This window comes from Paenibacillus sp. Negev47 (assembly GCF_058313655.1).
In genome coordinates this window covers 1,867,857-1,888,932 of sequence record NZ_CM177754.1, presented here as the reverse complement: position 1 = coordinate 1,888,932, position 21,076 = coordinate 1,867,857, and the positions used below count along the sequence as shown (strand labels likewise).

Here is a 21,076-nt window from a genome sequence, read left to right as displayed (position 1 = left end):
TTGCATATTCGATGGTTTTGCCGCTATGACGGCAATCATTACAATTTTGATACCGTTCAGTCATGAACATTTTTTCGGGCTATCAATGATATTATTTACCAAATGAAGAAGGATCTTCACGCCAGGATTTGAGCAATTCAAAGTCACTCTCCTGAATCGTTCCCTGAGCCAAAGCCACATCCATCAGAGCCGTGTAATTGGACAGCGTCTGAAGTGGAATTCCTGCGTCTTCGAACGCTTTAACCCCCTTATCCAGCTGGTAGCTGAAGATCGCAAGCACGGCGAGAGGTGTTGCACCTGCTACGCGTACGGCTTCTGCTGCTTTGATCGAACTGCCACCTGTAGAGATCAGGTCTTCGATGACGACCACTTTCTGTCCTTCGGCAATCAGCCCTTCAATCAAATTCTCTTTGCCGTGTCCTTTGGCTTTATCACGAATGTAGGCCATCGGCAGATTCAGCTTCTGAGCCACCCAGGCAGCATGCGGGATACCTGCAGTTGCTGTACCTGCAATGACTTCTGCATCCGGGTATTGGTTACGAATAATCGTTGCAAAGGCTTCAGCAATATCATTACGAATCTCGGGATAGGACATCGTTAACCGGTTATCGCAGTATATCGGTGATTTGATGCCGGATGTCCATGTAAATGGCTGCTGCGGACGCAACGCCACGGCTTTGATTTTCAACAGTTGGGAAGCAATATGATTTGGAATCTCATTCAGTTCAATCATGCGTTCAACATCTCCTTCAAAATGGTTTCTGCCGCTTCTCGCGGATTGGGAGCGCCTGTAATCGGTCTGCCTACAACAATGTAATGGCTGCCTCTGGCAATGGCTTCACCCGGCGTCAAGACGCGTGTCTGATCCCCGAGACCACTACCCGCTGGACGAATTCCTGGTGTAACGGTATGAAAAGAACTGCCACACGCTGCCCGTATTGCGGGCACTTCCAGTGGAGAAGCAACAACTCCATCCAGTCCAGCCTCTTGGGCCAGGGCTGCATAACGAACCACAGCAGCTTCCACACTTCCCGGGATGCCTATCTCGTTATTCATCGTTTCCAGACTTGTACTAGTCAATTGGGTAACTGCAATGATCTCAGGTCTCTGTAAGGAAGGATTAGCAGCAATTGCCGCCTCAGCGCCTTCACGTGCAGCACGCATCATGATGGTTCCGCCCGCTGCATGCACATTGAACATGTCTACACCCAGACGCGTGATACTCTCAGCACCACCTCGAACCGTGTTGGGAATGTCATGCATTTTCACATCCAGAAAAACGGAGTAGCCTTTGGACTTCAACTCCCGAATAAAGTCAGGTCCTGCTGCGAAGAACAGCTGCATGCCCACCTTGAGATAACAGGGAATGCCCTCAAGAGCTTGTACCAATTCTTGAGCTTCTTTCGCTCCAGGATAATCGAGTGCTACCATCAAACGGCCAGCCATTTCATTGAAATTCGTGTGATTCATCAACAGCGCTCCCTTCCACTTGCTCATTTTTCCGTTTTTGCCCGATATAAAGGACATCTCGCCAGCCCGCAGGCTGACTGATGTCCTTCATCAAAGACTTATTTATTTAACAAAGACAGGCATTGCTTCCGATGAGAAGTTGATCGTTTGCAGCATGATCAGCAGCGCACGAATCGTATCCAATGAAGTCATACATACAATGCCGTTCTCTACCGCTTCACGACGGATACGGAATCCATCACGCTGCGGTGTTTTGCCTTTGGTCAGCGTGTTGAAAACAAAGTTCGCTTCGCCGCTGCGAATCATATCCAGAATGTTCGGCGAACCTTCACTCAATTTGTTCACAGTCGTTACCGGAATGTTCGCTGCTTCAAGCGCAGCTGCTGTTCCGCCGGTAGCCATGATTTTGTAACCCAGTCTGTAGAAACCTTCGAGCAATGGTACAGCTTCGTCCTTGTCTTTGTCTGCTACAGTCACGACAATCGCTCCGGTTGCCGGTATTTTCATTCCAGCTCCGATGAGACCTTTGAACAATGCTTTCGCATAATTCGGGTCACGACCCATAACCTCACCTGTCGATTTCATCTCAGGTCCAAGGGTTGGTTCAACACGACGTAGCTTCGCGAAGGAGAAGACCGGAACTTTGACAGATACATGGTCCGACTCAGGCCACAGCCCGTCAACATAACCTAGATCTTTCAGTTTCACACCCAGAATGGCTTGTGTTGCCAGGTTCGCCATCGGAATGTTGGTTACTTTGCTCAGGAATGGCACGGTACGGGACGAACGCGGGTTCACCTCGATAATGTATACTTGGCCATCATGGATAACAAACTGGATGTTGACCAAACCTACCGTTTTCAGTTCTTTCGCAATTTTGATTGTAATCTCTACAATCTTCTCTTTCAGATCTTGGGACAGATGTTGAGGAGGATATACCGCGATAGAGTCACCAGAGTGAACCCCTGCACGCTCGATATGTTCCATGATTCCCGGAATCAATACCGTTTCACCATCGCAGATGGCGTCAACCTCAACTTCTTTACCCATCATGTAACGGTCGATCAGGACCGGATGTTCCGGATTGATTTTAACCGCCTGCTCCATATACGTGAGCAATTCTGCATCCGAGTATACGATCTCCATGGCACGACCACCGAGTACATAGGAAGGACGGACCAAAACAGGGTAACCCAGACTTTGAGCTGTTTCTACTGCATCATCGATGGAAATGACCGTTTTACCTTTCGGCTGTGCAATCTCCAGACGGGAGAGCAGACGCTCGAACTTCTTGCGGTCCTCCGCCTCATCAATGCTTTCCAGATCCGTTCCAAGAATCGTTACACCTGCGGCACGGAGTGGTGCTGCCAGGTTGATGGCTGTTTGACCACCGAACTGTACGATAACCCCTACTGGCTTCTCCTGTTCAATCACGTTCATGACATCTTCGAAGAACAAGGGTTCGAAGTACAATCGATCAGATGTATTAAAGTCCGTAGACACCGTCTCCGGGTTATTATTGATAATGACTGCCTCATAGCCTGCTTTTTGCAATGCCCATACTGCGTGTACAGTAGAGTAGTCGAACTCAATCCCTTGACCGATCCGGATTGGACCCGAGCCAAGCACAACAACTTTTTTCTTGTCTGAAGGGATCACTTCATTCTCTGTCTCGTAAGTCGAGTAGTAATAAGGCGTTGTGGCTTCGAACTCAGCTGCACACGTATCTACCATTTTGTAAACTGGACGAAGGTTTTCTTGTTCGCGACGAGTTCTAACTTCCGCTTCAGTTGTTAATGTGCCTCCTGGTTGACCTTGCGCACGCAGTTCAGCAATAGCACGGTCTGTGAATCCAAGGCGTTTCGCTTGATACAGAATGTCGGAAGACAGTTCGGATTCTTCACGAATGCGATCTTCGAATGCGATTAGTCCTTCGATTTTGTCCAGGAACCACCAGTCGATTTTGGTGAGATCCTGCAACTGTTGCAACGTATACCCTCTGCGGAATGCTTCGGCGATCAGGAAGATACGCTCATCATCTGCTTTGATCAGACGCTCGTTCAGTGTAGCTTCGTCCAGCGTTTCGGCATCCTTCAGGTAGAGGCGATGTACGCCAATTTCCAGGGAACGAACGGCTTTGTGAATCGACTCTTCGAATGTCCGGCCAATGGCCATAACTTCGCCTGTTGCTTTCATCTGCGTTCCCAGTTTACGGTTCGCCGAGATGAACTTGTCGAACGGCCAGCGAGGAATTTTGCTCACGATGTAATCCAGCGTAGGCTCGAAGCAAGCATATGTTTGACCAGTTACCGGGTTGACGATTTCATCCAACGTGTAACCCATGGCAATTTTGGCAGCCATTTTCGCAATCGGATAACCCGTTGCTTTGGAAGCCAGGGCCGATGAACGACTTACCCGTGGGTTTACTTCGATAACATAGTATTGGAAGCTGTGTGGATCCAGTGCAAATTGTACGTTACATCCACCCTCAATGTTCAGGGCACGGATAATTTTCAGGGAAGCTGAACGCAGCATTTGATATTCACGGTCCGACAGTGTTTGGCTTGGTGCCACGACGATACTGTCGCCTGTATGAACACCTACCGGGTCAAAGTTTTCCATGTTGCAGACAACGATGCAGTTATCGTTTTTGTCCCGCATCACTTCATACTCGACTTCTTTCATGCCTGCAATGCTCTTCTCAACCAAACATTGCCCAATCGGACTGTAACGAATTCCCGCTGCCACAGTCTCGCGCAGCTCTTCTTCGTTCGCACAGATTCCCCCACCTGTTCCGCCCAGCGTATAAGCTGGACGCACGATGATTGGATAACCGATCTCACCTGCAAATTCAAGTGACTCTTCAAGTGTCGTTACGATCACACTCTCAGGTACAGGTTGTTCCAGTTCACGCATCAGATCACGGAACAGATCGCGGTCTTCCGCTTTCTCGATCGATGTCAACTGTGTTCCGAGCAATTTTACATTTTCACGTTCCAGAACTCCAGCACGTGCCAGTTCCACAGCCATGTTCAGACCAGTCTGACCACCCAGTGTTGGCAATAAGCCATCCGGACGTTCCTGACGAATGATTTGGGTTACAAAATCCAGTGTGATTGGCTCAATGTATACTTTGTCAGCCATGTTTGTATCCGTCATAATGGTCGCCGGGTTGCTGTTAATGAGTACAACTTCCACGCCTTCTTCTTTCAGTGCCTGACATGCTTGTGTACCGGCATAGTCGAATTCGGCCGCTTGACCGATGACGATTGGACCGGAACCAATCACCAGGATTTTTTTGAGATCTTTGTTAATCGGCATGTTATTGTGCTCCTTTCACTGCGGCTGCCAATACGGCTTGACGCGGCTTTTGCGGGTTAGTGATTTTGTGCTCGCGAATCATCTCGATGAAGCGGTCAAACAGATAGCTGCTGTCGTAAGGACCCGGGGCTGCTTCTGGGTGGTATTGAACCGAGAATGCCGGGAATGATTTATGTTTCAGACCTTCAATAGTTTTATCGTTATTGTTGATATGTGTAACTTCCAGGTCCGTGCTCTTCACAGACTCTTCGTTAACAGTAAATCCATGGTTCTGGGATGTGATGAAGCAACGTCCGCTCTCCAGTTCTTTCACCGGGTGGTTTCCTCCGCGATGTCCAAACTTGAGTTTTTCGGTGTCTGCTCCAGCCGCAAGTGCAAACAACTGGTGACCCAGGCAGATGCCGAAGATCGGGTATTCGCCAAGCAGTTCACTGATCATATTAACCGCGTGAGGTACGTCTTTCGGGTCCCCAGGGCCGTTGGACAGTTGAATTCCGTCCGGGTTCAGGCGACGAATCTCGTCTGCTGTTACATCGTGTGGAACAACGACAACGTCACAGTTGCGTTTGCTGAGTTCACGCAAGATCCCTGTTTTGGCACCGTAATCCACGAGTACAATACGTTCAGCCGTTCCCGGGCTATTGTATACATGCTCCGTCGAAGTCATTGGCACCTGGTTACGCAGCTCGGCGATGGTGGTGTCTCCCATCATCTCCAGCAGTTCTTCCACAGGCTTCGATCCTGTTGTGAGAATTCCCTTCATTGTGCCGTGGTGACGAATCCGGCGAGTCAACATGCGTGTATCAATTTCGCTGATTCCTACGATACCGTATTCCTTGAGCAGATTGTCTACACTATATTCCGCACGCCAGTTGCTTGGCGTTGGCTCATGACGACGCACAACGAAACCGTGTACGTATGGACGAATCGACTCAAAGTCATCACGCGTAATGCCGTAGTTTCCAATCAGCGGATACGTCATGGTCACGATTTGACCGCAATAGGAAGGATCCGAAAGCACCTCTTGATAGCCTGTAATTCCCGTATTAAAAACGACCTCACCTGTAGTTTCACCTTCAGCACCGAATGCTTTCCCGGTGAACAGTGTGCCGTCTTCCAACAATAATCTTGCCTGTGCCTGCATCCCATTTCACTCCTCTGTGTTTATCAACGTTGAATGCATTGGGGTTGAACATGGGGGGACGTTACGTTTGGTGCGGCTCCGTGGGCAGAAGACCCTTTGATCGCTGTTATCCCCGGATTACTTTTTATCATTGTTCAAATGATGTAATCCGGTGATAAAGGCGAGCACTTCGTTTCTTCGGGTTCTTCTGCCCACTCCGCAGTAACGTTGGTGTCCAAGTTCAAAATCATGACATTCAACTTTGTTTGTTTCGTATATTGGACTCTCGGCATCAGTTGCCTCGAGTTAGTTGTAAAGATGTTACTGGTGTAAAAGTTGTAAATTTAGAGTTATAAAGGCTTGTTTTTTGAAGAATTCAAGATAAACGATCTAATGATTTATTGAGTTACCATGGTACTGTTTTATTGTTGTACAGTGTTGCTCCACACGCTTTTGCCATCCACCCATGTTTGTACGGCCCAGCCTTTCAGCTTCCAGCCTGTGAACGGGGTGTTTCTTCCTTTGGTTGCGAACGTTGCAGGATCAACTGCTTTTTCTTCGTTCAGGTCAATCATCGTAATATCCGCTGGTGCTCCCTCTTCGAGCTTGCCTGTATCCAGTCGGAATACACGTGCCGGATCAGCAGTCATTCGTTTCACCAGGAAATCCAAGCTCCACAGTCCTGTTTCCACAAACTTTGTGTAAAGCAGCGGGAAGGCTGTTTCGAATCCTACGATTCCGAAAGGTGCCAGCTCCATGCCTTTGGCTTTCTCTTCTTCACTGTGTGGCGCGTGGTCAGTTACGATCATGTCCAGCGTGCCATCCAGCAATCCTTCGATACAAGCCTGCACATCGCGTGGTGAGCGCAGCGGTGGGTTCATTTTCCAGTTAGCGTCCATGCCCGGGATATCTTCATCCGACAACACCAGATGGTGTGGACACACCTCAGCAGTTACTTTAATGCCGATGGACTTCGCCAGACGGATCAGGCGAACCGACTGTTCTGTACTTACGTGGCAGACGTGGTAATGAACTCCGGTTGCTTCCGCGAGCAAGATATCACGGCCCACGTGGATGGCCTCGGATTCATTTGGAATCCCTTTGATGCCGTGACGCTTCGAAAACTCGCCTTCTGTCACATATCCACCGACAACCAGTGAGTCATCTTCACAGTGTGCAATAACCGGCATATCCATGCTTGCCGCGAGGCTCATGGCATCCTTCATCATTTGAGCATTTTGTACGCCTACACCGTCATCCGTGAATCCAATAGCCCCTGCTTCTTTCAATGCCGCAAAATCGGTAAGTTCACGACCCAGTTCGTTTTTCGTAATCGCTGCATAAGGTAACACTTTCACCAGATCGGCTTCTTTGGCTTTATCCAATACAAGCTTCACAACTTCCGGTGTGTCTGTTACCGGTCTTGTGTTCGGCATGCACGCGATCGTTGTAAATCCGCCTTGTGCTGCTGAACGGGCACCTGTTTCAATTGTCTCTTTGTGTTCGAATCCAGGTTCACGCAGATGCACGTGCATATCGATCAATCCTGGAATGACCAGTTTCCCTGATGCGTCTGTCACACTATGCGCTGACTTTTCGGCATCCACTACGGCTTGGTCTTCCAGACCAACGATCTTTTTAATTTTACCTTCATCTATAATGATGGTTTTCCGTTCAAGTTCCCCTTGTTTGTTCAAGATGTTGGCGTTCTTTATAATTTGTAGCATAATTGCCCTCCGCTTCGGTTCTGTCCGGTTTACCAGGCAAGCCGGATGATTTTCTTTATCGTGTACTCTCATATTGCTCTATAAGAACTTCCGTACCATCAGCCTATGACCCACAGCCAGACCCTGTTACAGTTTCATCGCACGTTCCATAACCGCCATGCGGATTGGAACGCCGTTTGCCATCTGCGGGAAGATCCGCGATGCTTCACTCTCCACAACCGCGTCATCTACCTCGACGTTGCGATTCACAGGAGCAGGGTGCATGATAATCGTACTTGGTTTTAGGCGTGACGCACGTTCTTCCGTCAATCCGTAGTGTTCGCGATAATCCTCAGCTGAAGTAATCAAGCCATGTTGATGACGTTCCAATTGAACACGGAGCATCATGACTACATCTGCATCCAGCGCTTCTTCAAGACCGACATAAGGCGCATACTCTGCGAGTTCCGGTGCCTGCATCGTTGGTGGTGCACAGAAACGTACATCTGCACCAAACTTTTGCAGTGCCCACAGGTTGGAGCGTGCTACGCGGCTATGCAAAATGTCGCCAATGATGGAGACACGCAGGCCCTTCAGTTCGCCAAATGCTTTCCGCATTGTGTAGAGATCCAGCAGTGCCTGTGTAGGATGCTCATTATTACCGTCTCCAGCGTTAACGAGTGGTACATTCACTTTCTGAGCCAGTTGTTGCAGAACGCCTGCCGGTTTCAACCGGATTACCCCTGCATCAATGCCCATCGACTCAAGCGTGCGTACCGTATCGTAGATGGACTCTCCCTTTTCCACACTGGATGCCGCTGCCGTGAAGTTCAGCACTTGTGCGCCCAAGCGTTTCTCTGCCATTTCGAACGAGAAGCGGGTACGAGTGCTGTTTTCGAAGAACATATTGGCAACGAAGCGTGATTCCAGTACCGGAACCAGTTTCTCTTTCTGCGCTTCCCAGTGAGCCGCTCTGTTTAGAATCGAATCAATTTCTCCTCGGCTAAGTTCCTTCAGTCCAAGCAAGCTCCGGTCTCTCAATGCTGGTTGTGTAATCATCATGCTTGTTCCCCCCGGTTCTGAGTGATTTTGACTTCGTCCTGTCCGTCTGTTTCCATGAGTGCAACCTCGATCTCCTCTGATTTGGAAGTCGGCACATTCTTGCCGATAAAATCAGGTCGGATCGGAAGTTCCCGGTGTCCGCGGTCTGCGAGTACAGCTAGCTGAATGTTCTGCGGTCTTCCACAGTCCATCAGGGCATCCATCGCTGCGCGAATCGTCCGTCCGGTATAGAGCACATCATCGAACAAAATCACTTTTTTGTTATGGATCGAAAGTGATTCAGGTGTCATAATCAACATTTCCTTGCGATTCGCTTTATTCTCGTCCAAGCGGTCATCGCGGTAAGGAGTCACATCCAGTTCTCCCCAGGGGACTTTGGCGCCTTCGATTTCTTCAATCTTGGCGGCAATCCGTTCAGCCAGGTAAACCCCGCGTGTACGAATACCGACCAATACACAATCGTCGATTCCTTTGTTTTTTTCCAATATCTCATGGGCAATCCGTGTTAATGCGCGGCGGATCGCCGTCTCATCCATAATGACATGTGTCTCTGTGCTCATGCGTTCAGCCTCCTCAGGATTTTCCCTTCAGCATCATGGCCCCGTGACGAGGAGAACAAAAAAGACTCCTTGCCGTGTTTATTGGCAAGGAGTCTCCGAACTTCAGACCGCTCTGAAGAAAGTTTACTCTCGGGGATGCATCGCTTCATTTGCCGCAGCAAAAAACGATGTATCGTTCACGTTACCTTGCCAGTCTCACGGGACTGATTTAAAGGTGCTATTCATGTCGTTCATATTGCAGGACCTCACAGGGTTCTGTACTCAATATGTCCGTTTGTCTTCATGAATTATGACAGATAGACAACCCTCTGTCAACACCTCACCATCGCAGGTGAAAATCCTCTGCTACGTTCTTCTTAGAATCAGCAGTTAGGCCGAAAAACATCCATGCACATTACATCTCATTGGTTATTCATAATTATACAACATTTCTGTATATTTATCCATAGGCAAATGAGAAATTCGATATAGCCAAAATAACCCTCTACCTGCATCCACAGATGCGGTAAAGGGTTAAGAATACTTTTAATGGACTGAGTCTGAATCTTGAAGGAGCATACGATCCTGCTCCAGCTGTTCATAGGACTGCTTAATCGTGAATAAGGTCTCAATATGACGATATATATTATTACCAGCCGTAATAAGCACGGATAACATAAGCAGAACGAATAGTGCATTTTTGCCCAAACCCGGACGAATACGGATGACGAAACCTCCACCCAACAGGAAAAACGCAAACAGATAATGTCCCGCATACAGGTACATATCGTATTGAAAGACGGCCAGACCGAAGCCCACAACAACATGAAGCAAAAAGGCAAACATAATATATGGCACAAGGGTCCACACTTCACGTTCACGAATGCCCTTAATGAAGCCCATGAATGCTAGTAGTAAAATAAAGATACCTGTAATCTGCACGTAGATTGGATTGGAACGGGACAGATCCGTAACAAAGGCTGCCATGCCAGGGTCCAGCAAATGCATCTTCGGTGTCAGCATCGGATTAATGGTTAGCATGTTCAATGCTTTCCAATGAACAGCGAACTGGAATGGCGTTGCATAGCTGGTTCCGCCATTTTGTATGCCTAACAGCCAATTACTAACCCAGCTCTTACCTCCAAATGCAACATACTGAATGCCGGTAAACACGGCAATCATCAGAACTGCTAGCGCCATGATACCAATATATTTCTTCCACCCCGCCTTATTGCGCCATGCATGCATATTGAAGAATGTAGCAGCAGCAAACGGTACGATGTTTGTTGAGGTTAGCCCGAAGTTAATCGATGCAAGCAATGCATTGGGTACATAACGTACGTCCTGACGCTCACGAGTATACTGCATGTAAACCACAGAGAGAAGGATAACGAATTGTACATACGGATACGAGTCCGGAATCAATGCGGTATACATCAAGTAGGAACTGAAACCAAACAACAAGGCGAACAGCAGCGGTGTGATCGTCGGTCTGTTTTCTTTTTGACTCAAGAACAGATACGCCAGCACCACCGAACCCGCATTGATCAACGATTGCAAGATTAGAAAGAACCAGTTACCTCCCAGCAGCTTCGCTACAGCTGCAAGGGTAACTGCCAGAAAAGAAATGAGCGGGTGGATAACGGAAGAACTGTTGTCCCCATAATACATCGAAGGATCAAAGTTGAATAAATTGATTGGAAACAGTGTCGTATTAAATGGGGTATACGCCCCCAACATTTCTGCGTTATTTTCAATATATAGAACATACGAGCCGTTCATTAAACCATAGAACAAAGCAAATCCCGCAAACAGGAAAAAAGCTGTATAGTTGACTCTGCGATTATAAAATATGTAATCCAAAAATTTCATACTTTCATTTCACATCCAATTTAAATAAGTTCTAGAACACCAATAAACATAGCCCGCCCATAATACATGCCACACCAATCCAGCGTAAAGGGCCCACCATCTCCTTAAATACCAACCGCGCTATGATGAGAGTCCAGACATATGTTAATGCGTTGGCAGGTAATACGACGGTTAATGGAAGAAACTTCAACAACACAATATTCAGTAACGCACCCATCCCGTAGAATCCGAGTCCCAAGAGCACATGCAGACGATTGCGACTCGTCGCATAAGCTTTCAATCCGGCCCCGCCCAGTGCACCGCACAACGTCATGACAATTAACACAGCAACCATCCAACTATCGATCAACACTGGTTAATGTCACCCCGATTCCAAGCAGCACAACGGCGGCCAGTTTCTGCACCGTAATTTCTTCACCGAGCAAGAAATATCCATAGATTAAAGCAAACACGTAGCTGGCACACATCAGAGGATATGCAACTGAAAGTTTTTCCAGAGCAAAAGCTTTAATCATTAGAATCGCCCCAAGTCCATAACACAGAAAACCAACACCCAGGTATATCCACTCGGTTAGTCCCCATTTCCAGAACAATTGACCCGTGGCTGTGAGAAAAGCGGAGACGAGCATCAACCATTTACCTGCATGACGCGACTTCATTTCCCCCACGTTAATGCCTCCATGTCCGGAACACGCTTGTTAATAAAGTAACGCTGACTCACAAGCTGCATGACCGGAAGGTCGGATAAGGAGTCCGAGTAGGAACATGACTGATCATAGTCAATTACCATGTTCTTCTCACTCAGATAAGCCTGAATTCTGCGCACCTTCTCTTCCCCTTTGCAATTACTGCCTTCAATTCTGCACGTGTAACCATTCGCATGACGGACCAGTTCAGTCCCAATTACATGATCCACCCAGGGAAAGTTTTTAAAATATTTCATATAGGCATGCGGAGACGCGGTGACAAGCAAGACATGGTAGCCTGCTTCCTTGCGATGCTGCATCTCCACACTGGCCTCAGCAAAAATGGATGTACGCAAGCGGGTATCAAAGAAATGCTCCAGATCTTTCTCAGACATGCGCTCAATTTCTTGAAAGTAGGAGCGCTTGACTCGTTCCACAGTCATGAATCCCGCCTTGAATAACACCGTATGTAATGCAATGACAGGCAATCTCCATACCTGCCAAGGGTAACGTCGAACACCATAATGTACAAATTGAAACATGGAATCACTGCGTATAATCGTTTTATCAATATCAAAGATCGCGACTTTCGTGCTTTTCACCCTGATCCCCCTCAGTCTTATTCAAAGATAGTAAAGATTGTAACAACACTTATCACATACAATATAACCGTAATTAATATGGGCTTGTCCTCAAACAGCACACGATCAGGCGAGCCCCCCTGGTTTTTCATATGGATTAGATACAAGTAACGGAACATGCCATAAATGACCAGCGGAATTGTCCACATCAGATGAATGGTTCGATCTGAAGTGAATGTGAACAGGGAGTAGCTGATAATCGTAGCTGTCGTCACAATCGTATTAAATTGGTCCAACAAGGTAATGGAATAGTTATCCAAAACTTTACGATGTGATCCTGTGTTCCCTTCAAGCAAGGTAAGTTCATTTCTCCGTTTGCCAATGGCCAGAAATAACGATAGCAGCATTGTACAGATCAAAAACCACGGTGTGAAAGGTACATGGATCAGTACACCACCGGCAATAGCACGAAGTACAAAACCCGCTGCAATAGTCATCATATCCAAGATAACGAGATGCTTCAGCACAAAGGAGTATGACACATTCAACAGGAAATAGACGATACATAATACCCCGAATAGCGGGTTCATTACAAAGGCTGTTCCAACCGAAAGGATTAACAGGATAATGCCGAACAACAAAGCATGAGCCGGATTCACCTGACCCGAAGCAATGGGACGATACTTTTTCACCGGATGCCGCTGATCCCTGTCCCGATCCACAAAGTCATTCAAAATATAAACACAGCCTGCAACGAGGCTAAATAGAATAAAACCAAGCAACGTCGCAAGAATGGTTTCCGTCCGAATCTCTTCAAAAGAGAAAAGTAACGCAGCAAATAACAGCAGATTTTTAGTCCACTGTTTGGGTCTTAACAATCTGATTAATCCTGAAACTGTACTGCCATTTTCTGTAGTCGCTGAGGACACCGTACTCGTTCGTGATGATAACAATTGTAATAACTCCCTTCAAAAACAACTTCTGTATATAACAAATAACGTAAAGATCTAATCATATGTTGATTGTATAATTTTGTAAAGGGAGTAAATGAAAAAAAATCTAATATGGACATAAAAAAAGAGACCGTTTCCGGTCTCTTCGTTTTTTGTACGTAATGAAGCTATAGGGTGCTGCAATTAAAATTCGAATTGTACGTCGCTCAGACGACGCTTGATCTCAGCGATAACACGTTTCTCTTCCTCTTCACCTTTAGCTTCAAAGGTAACGGAGAAACGAACAAAGTTACCCGCATCATCCCAAGGTACGGACGAGATCAGTTTCTCACGGATCAGGAATTGGGAGAAATCTTCGCCCGACTCGAAGCGACGTCCACCAACTACACCTTTTGGTGCTTCAACATACAGGAAGAAGGAACCTTTAGGTTTTTCAGCCTGGAAGCCCAGTTCATTCAGTGCGGCAACGAGCATGTCGTGACGACGGGAATATTTCTCTGCAATTTTTTCCGTGATCTCAGGGTGATTCAAACCATATGCTGCAGCTTTCTGAATCGCGATGAACTGACCGGAATCATTATTATCCTTCACGTCGCTGAATGCTTTGACTACAAGCGGATTACCCGCTACGAAGCCAATTCTCCAACCCGTCATATTGTAGGACTTGGACAGAGAGTGCAGCTCGACGCCGACATCCTTCGCACCAGGTACCGACAGGAAGCTGAATGGTTTTTTGCCATCGTACGTCAGTGCTGCATATGGAGCATCATGGACAACGACTACGTTGTATTTTTTCGCCCACTCCACTACTTCAGTGAAGAACTCCACTGTGGCACTTGCACCAGTCGGATTGTTCGGATAGTTCAGGTAGAGCAACTTCGCACGTTTTGCGATATCTTCCGGAATAGCCGTCAGATCAGGCAAGAAGTTGTTCTCCTTCGTCAATTGAATGTTGAACACTTCTCCACCCAGATACTTTGTATGTGTGCCCATAACCGGGTAACCTGGAACGGTCATGATCGTTACATCACCCGGATTGATGAAGCATGAAGGCATCATCGCCAAAGCCGGTTTGGAACCAATGGAGTGCACGATTTCAGTATCTGCATCGATACCTTCTACGTTGAATACGTTTTTCAGGTAAGAAGCAGCAGCAGCTTTGAATTCAGGAATACCATTATCGGCATAACCACGGTTCTCAGGTCTGGAAGCTTCTTCTGCAAGTGCAGCGACAATGCCTGCATCAGCCATCTCGTCTGGTTCACCTACACCAAGGTCAATCAGTTCCACATCGGGAAAATCTTTTTTGGCCGAAGCTTTGGCGCGTTTGATTTTCTCGAATTTATAAATGTTCGTGTCTTTACCATAGTTGGAGCCACCGATACGGTCGGCAAAATTAGTCTGAATGTAAGTTTCTTGATATTTATCGATACTCATAACGTTGTTCATCTCCTCATTTGACGCAAATTTCTACACTTAAATATGAAGGATTTGCGTATTCAAAGCCATGGACAAAGTATCTGAACATTTGTACTTTCTTGGAGCTGTTAACGACTGCGCAGTGAAGCAAGTACATCTTCCATATCCTGCGGAAGCGGAGCTGTAAATTCAAGGTATTCTCCCGTAGTCGGATGCACGAATCCAAGAATGGCAGCATGAAGAGCCTGTCCTTGCATTTTGATGCCTTTATTCCGTCCATACGTGGGATCTCCGACAAGCGGATGGCCAATAAATTTCATGTGAACCCGAATCTGGTGAGTACGTCCTGTCTCAAGTTTCAATTCCAGCAAGGTGTAGTCATTGATCCGCTCCGTAACGGTAAAATGCGTAACTGCATGTTTACTGTTGCGTTCCGTGACCGTATACATTTTGCGGTCATTGGTATCACGTCCAATCGGTGCATCAATGGTCCCTTGATCATGATTAAGATGACCATGAACGAGCGCGATATAACGTCTGTTTACTGTATGGTCCTTCAACTGAGCAGCCAGTGAGGCATGCGCACGGTCGTTCTTGGCAGCCATAATAAGACCAGACGTATCCTTATCAATGCGATGTACAATACCTGGGCGCAATTCCCCATTGATACCTGAAAGGTCTTTGCAGTGGTACATGAGCGCATTGACGAGCGTACCCGACGTATGTCCTGGTGCTGGATGCACCACAAGACCACGCTGTTTATTGATCACGATCAAGTCACTGTCTTCATATACCACTTCCAGCGGAATATCTTCGGCAATGATCTCAACGGAAGTTGGTTCAGGAATCTGTAGTTCAATCAGATCACCTTCGGATAACTTGGCATTGGCTTTAACTACAGCACCATTTACCGTAACTAACCCGTCTCCAATCCACAATTGAACTTGGGAGCGAGATACGTTGTCCACAGCTTCCGTAATATATTTATCAATGCGTTCTTTCTTATGTTCAGCGGCAACGGTCCATTCCATACGCTCATTGCCATTCAATAGTTCTTCGTCGTTGATCTGTTCCTCATTCAGATTACTCATGATGTTCATTCCCTTCAATCTTCGCGGCTGCTTTTTCGCGCCGTCCTTCAAGCAACGTCTCCACAATGATCAACGCTACACCGATACAGATTGCCGAGTCGGCGATGTTGAAAATGGGAAACGTGTAACTTCCAAAGTTAAGCTGTACAAAATCCACAACTTCTCCGGTCAAGGCCCGGTCAAGGAAGTTGCCGATCGCTCCACCCAGCACTAAACTAAGCGCCACAGGCAGCAATTTGTGCGGGGTATCTTTTACCTTTTGCAAATACCAAATCAAGGCAACGACTACAATCACCGTAACCACAATAAAGAACCAACGCTGGTCTTGCAGAATACCAAAAGCTGCACCTGAATTACGATGTGATGTGATGATAAAGAAATTGCCGATGACCGGAATTTCTTCTCTGAGTTCCATCCGGGTTGCAATCAGGAACTTAGTTCCCTGATCCAATAAAAATACGATAAAAGCGAGGATATAATACACCACGTTTGTTGTCACTCCGTTCTTGTCTTTTCCAAACGATACCAGGCTTACGCCAGACTTGTTTATTGTAGCACAGCTGTTTGGAAATCGTCCACGACGCGCTGTGTTGCCACGCTCTTGGCAAAAACGATAACATTTCCCTTCTGTAATCCTGTCCTTAATGGTACATCCTACAATAGAGACAAAATCCGGATTCCACACGGAATAGAAAGGGGAAAACCATGTCACATTTTACTGCCAAACAGCTACAATCTTTACGTTCCCAATTGATGACTGATAAGCGCGACATTGAACATAGACTGTCGGAAAACGAACATTATGGCCTCGGAGACTCCCTCAAACTACAGACAGGTGAACTATCACCGATTGATAACCATCCTGGTGATATAGCTACGGAGGTCTATGAACGCGAGAAAGATATTTCCCTGCTGGAACACGATGAGTTCCAATTGGAGCGTATCGACTCGGCACTGCACTCCATCGAAGAAGGGCATTATGGTACGTGCGCGGTATGCCAGCAACCCATTCCATATGAACGTATGGAGGCTGTGCCCTACACCAAATATTGCAAAAAACATCAACCGGAAACGGTTGTCTCCGTAAACCGCCCTGTAGAGGAAGAATTCCTCGCCCCGGCATTTGGTCGAACAAGTCTGGACGAACGTGATGACCAAAATGGCTTCGATGGCGAGGATGCCTGGCAGATCGTTGAGAGCTGGGGCACATCGAATTCACCAGCCATGGCTGAAGGACGAGATATTGACAGCTATGATGTTATGGCCATTGAAGCAACAGATGAAGTGGAAGGCTGCGTTGAAGCGTACGAAAGCTTTGTTGCAACAGATATCTACGGTCATGACGTATCCATTGTGCGCAACCGGCAATATCGCCAGTACCTGGAGAATGGTGAAGGCGATGGTCTGTTAGAACCGGACACGGACACGGATGACATGTATTAATTGCACCTTAATATCAATCCCTACATGACTTAGTAGGTGTTCATATCAAGCTGACGCTGGACAATGCGCACAATATCAGCGATGTAATCCCCAACAATAGGAAGATTGAGCGCCCCAAGCAGCTGTAAAACATAAATGATCGTTGCTGCGAAAAAAGTGAACCCAATTGCGATCCCCACACCTCGTGCGGCTCCAGACAACAAGTTCAGTCCAATCAGCTTCCAGGGTCTGTTTAACAATTCCGTGTATTGCGCAATTCGGGAACGCTCCAGTTCATTAGCCAGGCGGTTAGTCAAGGTATGTAACTCTTCAATTTTGTCATGTGAAGTCAGATCATCTGATGTCGATTGTGAAATGGATGCAGATTGCTTGTCATCATGTTCGCTCATGTTTGCTCCGTTCCTTTGATCAATATAGATTGACTGTACAATAGAATCATTTCCTTTTTGCCCAAAAACCAAACGAGCCCAGATACAGGGAAAATGTTCCCTGCCTCTGCGGCTCGTTGGTCCATACTCTATATGCTGTCCTCGTTGGATGGAAGATACTCCGAATTACACCTCGATGTAAATACCGATCGATTTGCCTCCGGCTTCAACACGTTCCATGGCCTCGTTCGTGCCAAATGTCACTTCTGTCACGAGTACATTTTCGCGCAACACATCATCAAACGCCTGAATAGCTTCTTGAAGCGCTGCATCCACATCCAGCGTCAAACGTACTCTTTTCTCAATCGGCAGATCCAGTCGTTTCCGGGTATCTTGCACGGCACGAACCACTTCACGGACCCAACCTTCTTGTTCCAATGCTGTCGTGATTTCGGTATTGAGCGCAACCGTCAGACCGTAACCAGATGCTGAGGCAAAGCCTGATTTGGCCTGTTTATCGACCAACAATTCTTCGTTCGTCACTTGCAGCTCTTCACCTTCTGGAGAAACGATGTTCAGCACACCTTCCGAAACCACTTTACGTGTTTCATCTGCAGACATTCCCTTGAAGAAGTTTTGCAGGAAACCTACGTTTTTTCCGTATTTTTTACCTGCGACCTTCAGGTTCAGCTTCAATGTAAAGTCAACGAATTCCGCATCATTATGCTCCGTACGGATTCCTTTCACATTGATCTCTTCCTTGATGATCTCTTCATAACTTGCCAAATCAAAGCCTTTATCCAGGGAAACAATCAATTCGGACAGCGGCTGACGTGTCTTGATACCTGTTTCGTTACGAACGTTACGGGCAAGTTCAACCACACGGCGGGCCGTCTCCATATCCTGTTCCAATCCTGAATCAATCAGCGCTTCATTGGCTACTGGATAGTCTTCCATGTGCACACTCTCACCTGTTGCAAGGTTCAGATAGATGTCTTCTGCCAGCATCGGCGTGAACGGAGCAACCAACTTCGCTGTAGTCACCAGTACCTCAGTCAATGTACGGTAAGCGTCCAATTTATCCTCTGTCAGGCCACTTCCCCAGAACCGATCACGGGAACGACGGATATACCAATTACTCAACTCATCAACAAACGCTTCAATCGCTTTGGAAGAGTTCAGATAGTCGTTAACCAACAGCGCTTTTTCTACAACCAGGATCAGGCTGTTCAGTCTCGACAGAATCCAGCGATCCAGCTTGTGAGCGGACAGTTGGAACGGATGCGCCTGTGGATCAAATCCATCAATGGTCGCGTAAAGCGTCAGGAATGCATGGGTGTTGACCAGTGTATCCACCATTTTGGATTTCGCTTCGCCTACGATGCCTTTGGAGAAACGTTTGCTGTTCCACGGTGCACTGTCAGATAACAAAGCCCAGCGGAATGCATCTGTACCATATTCTTCAATCACTTCCCAAGGATCGATGACGTTACCTTTGGATTTGGACATCTTCTGTCCATTCTCGTCGAGGACGTGACCTGTAGCCATAACCGCTTTGTACGGCGCTTTGCCTGTCAAAAGGGTAGAAACTGCCAGCAAGCTGTAGAACCAGCCGCGTGTCTGGTCAATTCCTTCACAGATCATATCAGCAGGATACTGCTGTTCGAACACTTCTTTATTTTCAAATGGATAGTGCTGCTGAGCAAACGGCATAGATCCGCTGTCGAACCAGACATCGATCACTTCCGGCGTACGTTTCATTTCATATTTGCCACAAGAGCTCATGACTTTAACGTCATCCACATATGGTTTATGCAATTCAAGATTCTCAGGCACATCGCCTACCGCACGAGCACGCAATTCAGCAATGCTGTGTGGAGCAAATTGTTCGCCAGTCTCTTCACACACCCAGATGTTCAGCGGTGTTCCCCAATAACGGTCACGGCTGATGTTCCAATCCACCAGATCTTCAAGAAACTTCCCGAAACGACCTTCACGAACATGACCCGGGTACCAGTCCACTTCACTGTTGTTGGCAATCAGTTGGTCCTTGATGGCTGTCGTTTGGATAAACCAGCTGTCCATCGCATAGTACAGAAGCGGTGTATCACAACGCCAGCAGAATGGATAGCTGTGCTCATATTTTTCTTTGCTGAACAAACGTCCCTTCTCGGACAGATATCTCACGATATCAATATCACAATCCTTCACGAAACGTCCGGCAAAGTCAGTAACCTCAGCGACAAATTTGCCTTCCAGGTCCACCATGTTGACGAAACTGATGCCATTCTCACGGCACACTCGATAGTCATCTTCACCATGGGCAGGAGCCATGTGTACGATACCCGTACCACTTGCATCCGTTACAAAACCTGCGCCCAGAATGATGTTGGCTTTCTCAGCCTGTACGTAGTTGAACGGAGGATCATACGTTTTGCCAACCAGATCGGCACCTTTCAGTGCACCAATGATTTCATACTCACCTTTGGTATCTTTCATCACTTTCTCAACCAGATTGGTAGCCATGATGTACACTTCATCCTCTTGGCGAACACGGGAGTAGTCCATATCCGGATTCACGGCAAGTGCTACGTGTGAAGGGAGTGTCCAAGGCGTCGTCGTCCAGGCGAGTACGAATTCTCCACTGTCATTCAGCTTGAATTTGGCTGTAGCGCTCAAGTCTTTGACGTCTTTGTACCCTTGTGCAACTTCATGGGAACTCAGTGTCGTCTGACAAGATGGACAATACGGGCTCACACGGTGACCACGATACAGCAGCCCTTTCTCGTGGATCGTCGCCAGGATGTTCCATACACTCTCGATGTAGTTGTTATCCAGGGTGATATACGGGTTATCCATATCCGTCCAATAACCAATACCTTCTGTCAGATCACGCCATTGTTGCTCGTATTCAAATACGCTCGCTTTACATTCGTTAATGAATTTCTCCACGCCGTAATCTTCGATTTCCCACTTGTGAGAGATGCCGAGCTTCTTCTGTACACCCAGTTCTACAGGCAGACCATGTGTATCCCAGCCCGCTTTACGAACGACGCGGTAACCCTTCATCGTGTTATACCGTCCCACGAAATCCTTGATTACGCGTCCCAGTACGTGACCGATATGCGGTTTGCCGTTCGCTGTAGGCGGCCCTTCATAAAATACGAAGTTTGGCTTACCCTCCCGGTTTTCGATGGATCTTTTGAATGTATTTTCCGTTTTCCATTTATCTAACACGCGTAATTCTCTGGCACGTGCCTTCTCTTTGACGTCAACTCGTTGCATGATGATCAACTTCCCTTTCTTTAGTTAGATTGTGGACCGTCCACAAAAAGCGTTTCAATCCCCCTAAATCCCCCTTGCCAAGGGGGACCCCATAGGCGCTCCGCCCTCTGGACACCCGGGATAGGTTGTCGTTTGGGGAACGGTGGCGCTTATGGGC

The 21,076-nt window shown here is 47.2% G+C and carries 18 protein-coding genes; 1 reads left to right on the top strand and 17 read right to left on the bottom strand.

Annotated features, from left to right (window positions below; all coding sequences use genetic code 11):
- Nucleotides 1-91: 91 nt before the first annotated feature.
- The 15 genes from pyrE to lspA all read right to left on the bottom strand — a co-directional run bounded on the left by pyrE (nt 92) and on the right by lspA (nt 16,310).
- The gene (pyrE, locus tag AC4G47_RS08660; protein ID WP_253439277.1) at nt 92-733 is read right to left on the bottom strand and encodes an orotate phosphoribosyltransferase; all 642 of its coding nucleotides are present in this window, start codon (nt 731-733) and stop codon (nt 92-94) included.
- On the bottom strand, nt 730-1,470 hold the full coding sequence (pyrF, locus tag AC4G47_RS08655; RefSeq protein ID WP_491105721.1) for an orotidine-5'-phosphate decarboxylase: 741 nt from the start codon (nt 1,468-1,470) through the stop codon (nt 730-732). Before pyrF ends, pyrE begins: the two co-directional genes overlap by 4 nt.
- Nucleotides 1,471-1,572: 102 nt before the next feature.
- Nucleotides 1,573-4,791, bottom strand: coding sequence for a carbamoyl-phosphate synthase large subunit (gene carB / locus AC4G47_RS08650; RefSeq protein WP_458123409.1), 3,219 nt, complete (start codon nt 4,789-4,791; stop codon nt 1,573-1,575).
- Nucleotide 4,792: 1 nt separating this feature from the next.
- Nucleotides 4,793-5,935 carry a glutamine-hydrolyzing carbamoyl-phosphate synthase small subunit gene (gene carA, locus AC4G47_RS08645; protein ID WP_458123410.1) on the bottom strand — a complete coding sequence of 381 codons (1,143 nt, stop codon included), beginning with the start codon at nt 5,933-5,935 and terminating at the stop codon, nt 4,793-4,795.
- A 401-nt stretch (nt 5,936-6,336) separates the two neighbouring features.
- Entirely contained in the window at nt 6,337-7,641 is a 1,305-nt protein-coding gene (gene pyrC, locus AC4G47_RS08640) for a dihydroorotase (protein ID WP_491105720.1), read from the bottom strand.
- Nucleotides 7,642-7,767: 126 nt separating this feature from the next.
- On the bottom strand, nt 7,768-8,679 hold the full coding sequence (locus tag AC4G47_RS08635; protein ID WP_491106671.1) for an aspartate carbamoyltransferase catalytic subunit: 912 nt from the start codon (nt 8,677-8,679) through the stop codon (nt 7,768-7,770).
- Nucleotides 8,679-9,242: a bifunctional pyr operon transcriptional regulator/uracil phosphoribosyltransferase PyrR gene (pyrR, locus tag AC4G47_RS08630; RefSeq protein ID WP_017687330.1), complete on the bottom strand. Its 564-nt coding sequence runs from the start codon at nt 9,240-9,242 to the stop codon at nt 8,679-8,681. The genes AC4G47_RS08635 and pyrR overlap by 1 nt, the downstream gene beginning before the upstream one ends.
- 525 nt (nt 9,243-9,767) lie before the next feature.
- On the bottom strand, nt 9,768-11,093 hold the full coding sequence (locus AC4G47_RS08625; protein WP_491105719.1) for a DUF6080 domain-containing protein: 1,326 nt from the start codon (nt 11,091-11,093) through the stop codon (nt 9,768-9,770).
- Between the two features lie 31 nt (nt 11,094-11,124).
- Nucleotides 11,125-11,445, bottom strand: a complete 321-nt coding sequence (locus AC4G47_RS08620) for an EamA family transporter (protein WP_491105718.1) — start codon at nt 11,443-11,445, stop codon at nt 11,125-11,127.
- A complete protein-coding gene (locus AC4G47_RS08615; protein WP_491106670.1) occupies nt 11,432-11,752 on the bottom strand; it encodes an EamA family transporter in 321 nt (106 codons plus the stop codon). The genes AC4G47_RS08620 and AC4G47_RS08615 overlap by 14 nt, the downstream gene beginning before the upstream one ends.
- The gene (locus AC4G47_RS08610) at nt 11,749-12,381 is read right to left on the bottom strand and encodes an HAD family hydrolase (protein WP_458123414.1); all 633 of its coding nucleotides are present in this window, start codon (nt 12,379-12,381) and stop codon (nt 11,749-11,751) included. The genes AC4G47_RS08615 and AC4G47_RS08610 overlap by 4 nt, the downstream gene beginning before the upstream one ends.
- Before the next feature lie 17 nt (nt 12,382-12,398).
- The gene (locus tag AC4G47_RS08605; RefSeq protein WP_491106669.1) at nt 12,399-13,289 is read right to left on the bottom strand and encodes a decaprenyl-phosphate phosphoribosyltransferase; all 891 of its coding nucleotides are present in this window, start codon (nt 13,287-13,289) and stop codon (nt 12,399-12,401) included.
- 207 nt (nt 13,290-13,496) lie between these two features.
- Nucleotides 13,497-14,750 (bottom strand): LL-diaminopimelate aminotransferase, encoded by a 1,254-nt coding sequence (locus AC4G47_RS08600; RefSeq protein WP_036674844.1) that lies wholly within the window; start codon nt 14,748-14,750, stop codon nt 13,497-13,499.
- Between the two features lie 110 nt (nt 14,751-14,860).
- Nucleotides 14,861-15,823, bottom strand: a complete 963-nt coding sequence (locus AC4G47_RS08595) for an RluA family pseudouridine synthase (protein ID WP_458123416.1) — start codon at nt 15,821-15,823, stop codon at nt 14,861-14,863.
- The gene (lspA, locus tag AC4G47_RS08590) at nt 15,816-16,310 is read right to left on the bottom strand and encodes a signal peptidase II (RefSeq protein ID WP_458127310.1); all 495 of its coding nucleotides are present in this window, start codon (nt 16,308-16,310) and stop codon (nt 15,816-15,818) included. Before lspA ends, AC4G47_RS08595 begins: the two co-directional genes overlap by 8 nt.
- A gap of 218 nt (nt 16,311-16,528) precedes the next feature.
- Here lspA and AC4G47_RS08585 point away from each other — a divergent pair, with 218 nt between their 5' ends.
- Nucleotides 16,529-17,266, top strand: coding sequence for a TraR/DksA C4-type zinc finger protein (locus AC4G47_RS08585; protein ID WP_491105717.1), 738 nt, complete (start codon nt 16,529-16,531; stop codon nt 17,264-17,266).
- Nucleotides 17,267-17,295: 29 nt separating this feature from the next.
- Here the strand turns inward: AC4G47_RS08585 and AC4G47_RS08580 are convergent, their stop codons facing one another.
- Together AC4G47_RS08580 and ileS are read right to left on the bottom strand one after the other, a co-directional pair.
- Complete coding sequence (locus AC4G47_RS08580; protein ID WP_145323152.1) at nt 17,296-17,655, bottom strand: DUF5665 domain-containing protein; 360 nt, start codon at nt 17,653-17,655, stop codon at nt 17,296-17,298.
- A 165-nt stretch (nt 17,656-17,820) separates the two neighbouring features.
- Nucleotides 17,821-20,919 carry an isoleucine--tRNA ligase gene (gene ileS / locus AC4G47_RS08575; RefSeq protein WP_491105716.1) on the bottom strand — a complete coding sequence of 1,033 codons (3,099 nt, stop codon included), beginning with the start codon at nt 20,917-20,919 and terminating at the stop codon, nt 17,821-17,823.
- Nucleotides 20,920-21,076: the final 157 nt, after the last annotated feature.